2 protein-coding genes and 1 pseudogene are annotated in these 5,360 nt (G+C 53.6%); 1 reads left to right on the forward strand and 2 read right to left on the reverse strand.

The features are described from left to right. Positions 1-405: 405 nt before the first annotated feature. Entirely contained in the window at positions 406-609 is a 204-nt protein-coding gene (locus L8F97_RS22250) for a hypothetical protein (protein WP_242154908.1), read from the forward strand. Positions 610-1,285: 676 nt separating this feature from the next. Here L8F97_RS22250 and L8F97_RS23110 read toward each other — a convergent pair. Both L8F97_RS23110 and L8F97_RS22265 read right to left on the reverse strand, forming a co-directional pair. Then, positions 1,286-2,260: pseudogene (locus tag L8F97_RS23110) on the reverse strand (IS701 family transposase); the annotation flags it as partial. Between the two features lie 489 nt (positions 2,261-2,749). Beyond that, entirely contained in the window at positions 2,750-4,135 is a 1,386-nt protein-coding gene (locus L8F97_RS22265) for a hypothetical protein (protein WP_242154909.1), read from the reverse strand. Positions 4,136-5,360 lie beyond the last annotated feature (1,225 nt).

Genomic DNA, 5,360 nt, shown 5'->3' on the forward strand with positions numbered 1-5,360 from the left:
CTGCTCGATCCGTGGACCTTCACCGACGAAGCTATCTTTTAACCTGTGATGAGGCTAGCTGCGCAGACCTGAGGCGAACGTCCGCCGAGCTATCGTTGACTGCGACCGTCGCTACGGTGAGCGTTTGCGGGGCTGATCGTCCGACCCGGCGCATTCGCAACTTGGGCATTCAGCACCAGCCAAGCGAAAAAGATTAGTCGTAAGAGGAACATCGCCCGACCAGCGAGCGCAAAAAACAATGTCTAAGAGTTACAAAAGCATTTCCGTTCGGGTTGAAGTCAGGTGAATATAGAGAGATAAACAGCATCTGCTGGACGTAGTGCTCGAGGCATACTGATGATGCCGCGCGGCGGAGAACACCTCCAACGCATCGGTATCCAAACCACTTAACTAAGGAGACGTATTGTGGACTTGGCCATCAAGACCGTGCTGCAGACGTTGGTTCACACGATCGTCTCACATGCAGAGCCGAAGACCGCTCAAGCCATTGAGGACGCCCTGTTTAAAGCTGCGGAGGATCTGACCGCTGAGAACTTCCATGTGGAGGCTGGTGAAGTTCAAAGCATCGCTGAAGCTGCCGTGGTAGCTCAGGACAATAAGGCTGGATAGCGGACACGACAGAAACCGCCTCCACCGCGCTTCGCTTGAGCATCGCTGGCTAACCATGGCGTGCCGAGAAGCACGAGCTATTTAAAGCTATGAGGAAATGCGCGGAGGATTGCTTCGACGCGCCTTTAACCGCAAGACGATGCAGGCAACCGCTGCCCAGATTGCAACAAAGCCTTTAAATACCCCAAGATTTTCGAACGGCGTAGATCGGATCAGTGCATTGGGGCCAAGTGTGCGGGCACAAGCCCTCCGTATGCCACCGGACAAGCAAAATCGCGGCGGTCGAGCACGCGCAGGTTAGCAGCGCCACCATCACGCTCGGCTTCTTTCCAAACTCCGGTTTTATGAACCATTCAATCCCGAAGACCAAAAAGCAGAAAGCCGCAATTTGTAGACGAGAGGAGATCGACGGCATGCACAAACGGCTTAGCGCTGCCGCACCTGACAGAGTGAAGATAAATAGCAAAGAGTTGAGGCGATCGCGGCTCATGTAGCTACCTAGCGCGAGCGCTCATAAACGCCATTATATTTGAACGCGAATGATTCAGCGTCGCGGAGGACGGCTCCGCGGTATCATGAAATCGGTGCACGATTCTTCGACGTTACCGGATTGCTGAGGATGTGACGGATTTAAAAAGCGATCGCTGCATTCTGATCGGCGTATCGGCGCGTAGGTTGAGAGGTAGTATTTGCGCTCGCCGGTCGAGCGATGCTCGCCGACCAGCCAAACTTCCTCGCCTGGCAGGTGCTGAGCGCCCATATCGCGAATGCGCTGGGTCGGACCGTCTGCCACGCGAAAACGACGGGCAGCAAAACGCGCGGTCACCGCCGCGTCGCCAACTCACCTGCTTCCACAGCTGCTCTGCCAGCACCTTCTCCGCGGCAACGGATTTGCTGTCGGGAATGTGGTGCTGTCGGGGGCGCCCATGCCCTGCAACCGGGAAGATCATGGCGACATCAGCGGGGTACACCTTCTGTCCAGCGGGGATGCCAACCGCCCATGACAAGCAGCGTTCGCTCAGCGCCTGGTGGAACGGCGCACTCATGCCGTATCAGTCGTCTGCCAGCACGCAGCCAAAGCGCGTACCGGCAGCTCTGATCCGGCCGATCTCCTCTATTGCGATCTCCGGTTTGGTGAGGACGACCTGACGGTCATCGAGTACCTTGACCTTCGCCATGCGCTCAGGATCGCTGGTCCAGCTTTCCGGCAACAAGCAAAGGCCAACCATCACTAGCACCTCGTGTGATGCCAGCGTCACCGAGACCAGCGTCTGACAGTGCGTTCTTGCTGAGCGACGATGCATATTGCGGCGCCACGCCGACGAAGTGACCGCCCTTCTTCCGCATCGTCGTGTCATCGATGACGAGGAATGCACCGGTGCCGCTAACGAGCCGGTCGTCTTACTTCAGCAGCGCAGCTTGGAGCGGAGCGCTGTCCCATATCCCTGCTGCCACGAAATGATGAAGCGGATCGTAGCCAGCTTCGCCGCCCCCGGGCGGCTATCGGCTGCACGCTTTTGCGGTCGCCAGGACCAATCGACCGGCGCTGTACTGCGGGCCACATCCTGCGTCATGCCGGATGCGACAGCCCCGCCAAAAATGGTGCCAGCCATCGCTCCAGATCGATCCGCCAGCTCTCATCCAACGTTATCGTCGTTCGTCCGTCAGCCTACACTGACAAACAGGAATTAACGGCGACTTCAGCTGGTTCCTTTAACCGGCCAAAGCAGTGCTAGCCGATACCGCCATCGTTTCTATTTTCAGGCGATGAGTTTGCCGATGCGCTTCCTCGTGCCGACGCTAGCCACGCCGACGGTATAGGTCTCGATGTCGAGAGGCCAAAGCGGGCGAGCACGGTGCGGGCGGCAGGCGCGTTGTTAATCGACGTATGAACTTGTCGGCGACCGACCCCAGTTGGTTAGCTAGGCGTTCGAAGTCGGCACGCACGAAGCTGTTGCCAATTTGTCTTATGACCTTACCACCGGACGCGAAGTGCTGAAGGTACAGAAACGTGCAGCGCGATCGAGGTCCGTTAGCGTGTCGGCATCAGGGGCGATCAACCGCCCGAAGCCAGCGCAGATATAGCAGGAATACCCACGTCGTCACTGAACGGTACCTAAACTACCGCGTTTGTGCTTCGTCAACGAAGCACTAGTTTTTCTTTTCTACCGCTCCTAACGATCCTTGATTCGGGTTTGACCTTCCCCTCGTTCGCTTCCGAAATTTTCAATTTCACGCTTTCTAGCTGATTGTCGTCCAGATGCCGGCGAATTGATACGATTAATTGTCGGAGCTTTTCGGTTCTAGAATTAGTACCGCTTAGTTTTTTTAATTCTGCCTCTTCAACAAAGGTAACGCGCACTACAAGGGTTTCGGCATCTTCCTTCTGGAACTGTATGCGCTTCACACCGCTAAGGTCGACACCATCATCGAAAAAAACTGTGCGAAACTGACGCGCATCCCCGTCGCCGGTTTCAAACGAAATAAGTTCTTGAGATCGCCCTATCCGTTCCGAAACGCTTCTAAAGGGCATTCGCGGGTGCGGAACATTGGTGGGGATCAAGATATCATCAAAGCTATACCGGATCAGTGGCATAGATCTGTTGAATAGGTTAGTAACACAAGTTGATTCAGAACCAATTTCAAATATCAGGTCATCTTCGAAAAGGTAGATGCTATCCCAATCGTTTAGAGCAACTCCCATAAGATTTACCTCGGATGAACCGTATGAATTTGCGATTTCGCATTCAAACGTGGACCTCAAGATTTCTCGCTCATGTGGGAACAATGGCTCTCCTCCGGATTCGAGAAGAATTGGCCGAATTTTTAAACGCCCCGCGCGCGCCTCATCCGCTAAAACCATCAGGTAATGTTTGTATGCACTTACGATTTTCGGCTGATGTTCATTTAGTCCGGCAATTACCTGTGGCCAAGGCATGGCAATATTGAAATTGCGCGTATTAAAAAGTAGCCTCTGAGGCCAATTACTCATCAAACCCATCACGGCAGCACCCATGTCGTGCGTATCGACAGGGCCTATAAAAGACGTACGCGTTCGTAACTTTATTTTACGGTGCAGCGCACCATAACTCATGCCATTAATTACCTCATCTGTCGTGTGGACGTACATACCTGGAACGCCGCTTGAACCCGATGACAAAACGACATGATACTTGCCTAGATACAAGCTTTTTGACGACGGAGAGGTCTTTATGAACGCCTCTAGTCCGCTTTTTGTAATCGACCGATCGGTTACGATTTCATCAAAGTTCTCTCGAAGCATTGCCGATGTGAGAACAGGAAAGTCCTCTGGGCGGCATCTGGCAGGATCAATATGGTTTTCCTCCATAATGCGCCTATACCATGGAGAGTTTTCTTTTACAAAAGAGGCAAGCTGCCTGAAGCGATCTAGGTTTCGCATCTCCCGTTCCTCAAGCGTTAGCCTGAGAGTGTGCCGACGCTTTTTAATCGCTTGTGCGAGTGTCCAAAGAATCATTAATTTTTCTCTTTGATAAGATGCGGTCACGCTCGTTTATGCGTCTCAAGCGCTGCGAACTTGTTAATATAAGCGTGTGCGGACGCTACGCGCCCTTGGGATAATCCATCAGACTGCCTAATCCAATTCCAGGCCGACCCTGACGGCCATAGAGATGCCGCCGACCATCCCCGCCACGAAACGGCGCCCGTTTTACGGACGCACAGACTAATGCCGTAAGCCGGACTGTATGACTGGTTTCTTGGGTAGACAAATTAGTTTCTCGACTAAGGCTTTACGACGGCATTGCGTGTTCATAAAGTCTGCAGGCTTGCTTAGCTACACGCAATCAGCGCTTTGACCACCGAAGCGAACATAGCCATAACCCGAGGAGCAGTTGTATGAGGATTCGTTAAAACATCATTGAATGTGAAGTTTTGCCTGATGTTAGTACAATCTTTCGTCAGAAAGATGATAAAATAGTTATTCTACGATGAGTATCTTTGAAAAGTAATTGAATCTTTGAACATCTCCAGTGCTGCATAGGACTATATGTGCCTTTGTGTGGACGTAGGACAGAGGCGAACGCATGCGATTGTAGAGTTCGCTATGTAGCTTCAGATTAGCGAGCCGGCATCTATTACGACATTTAGAAGCGGTTTCTGGGCTCTTGATCATCTAGGGAATGACACGGCCGGGCAAGCTTTGTGCCGGATCGAGGAGGGTCGCAACGTAGGTGAAGGCCGACACCCGCGCATGTTCGGTGCTGGTGCATAGAATCTGCGGTTGACGTGATCCAGCAGGCACAGTGTAGCTTTGTCACTGATCGTCGTGCGAACCGGCTTGTCCCTGATCACGCCTACCAAGCTCATCTTGCGTATCAGCCGCTCGATGGCGCAGAGGCAACCGGAAAGCTTCCCCGCATCATCCGTCGCTATACCTTGCGCACACCCAATAGACTGCAAAGTTCTCGGCGAACACGCGAGCGATTTTCAGGCTTGAGAGCCCGATCCCGCTGCGCACGGCCCGGAAGGTGCATCAGATCCCGTAGCTGCGCGTCGCGCTCGTACGTCGATAAAGGTGATTACGCCAAACGAGCGGTCGAGCTCCGCCTAAGCAAAATACGCGGACGCCTTGCGTAGGATCTCGTTGGCCTGGCACAACTCGCGGTTCTAACGTTCCAACGCCTTCAGCTTGTCCGCCACTTTGCTCGGGACCCGGCACGCTGTCGCTGTCGAACTTGGTCTTCTTCAGCCACTCATCCAGCGTCTGTGGC

The organism is Sphingomonas sp. BAUL-RG-20F-R05-02, from assembly GCF_022662305.1.
Lineage (GTDB): Bacteria > Pseudomonadota > Alphaproteobacteria > Sphingomonadales > Sphingomonadaceae > Sphingomonas.